Source organism: Halomonas sp. BM-2019 (assembly GCF_017584085.1).
On sequence record NZ_CP071922.1, the window covers coordinates 1,448,259 to 1,448,896 of the forward strand.

General features: G+C 77.9%; 1 pseudogene. It reads right to left on the bottom strand.

Features of this window, described 5'->3' with window-relative positions:
* Positions 1-82: 82 nt before the first annotated feature.
* A pseudogene (locus J5F18_RS07305) lies at positions 83-638 on the bottom strand (hypothetical protein); the annotation flags it as partial.

Below are 638 nucleotides of genomic sequence, written 5' to 3' on the forward strand. Positions count from 1 at the left end.
GCTTGCACCTCGCCCCGGCGCCGCGCGATCGCCTCGGCGGTGTGCTCGCCCAGCAGCGCCTCGTCGCCGCCGTCCTCGTGGTCTAGTCCCTGGTCGCGGCGGTGGTCGAGCAGCGCCCGGCGCCGTTCGGCCAGGGCGGCGGCGGCCCGCTGGCGCTCCGCCTCGGCCGCCTCGATTTCACGCTCCTCCTCGCGGGCCTCCTCCTCGCCCTGGGCCAGCAGCCGCGCCAGGGTGGCGTCGTCCAGCTCGGGGTGCCGCGCCCGCCAGGCGTCGAGCTCGCGGGTGAGCCCTCCTGCTGCAGGGAGGCGAGCTGCTGCTCTTGATGGGCGAGTCGCTGGGCCAGGCGTTGCTGCGCCTGTTCGGCGGCGTGGCGGCGGGTGAGGGCGTCCTCCCGGGCCCGGCGGTCCTCGGCCTCGGCGGCGTCGAGCCGCTGCTGCCACGCCGCCGGCGAGGCGTGCTCGCCGAGCAGGGCGCGAAGGGCCCGCTGGGTGTCGTCATGCTGGCGCTGCAGGTCGGGGAGGCGCTGCTCCCGCTCGGCCAGCTGTGTCTCGGCGGCGGCCTTCTCGGCCGCCAGGCGAGTCAGCGCCAGCTCACCCTGGTGCAGGGCCGCCTCCAGGGGGGCGAGCTCGGCCTCGGCC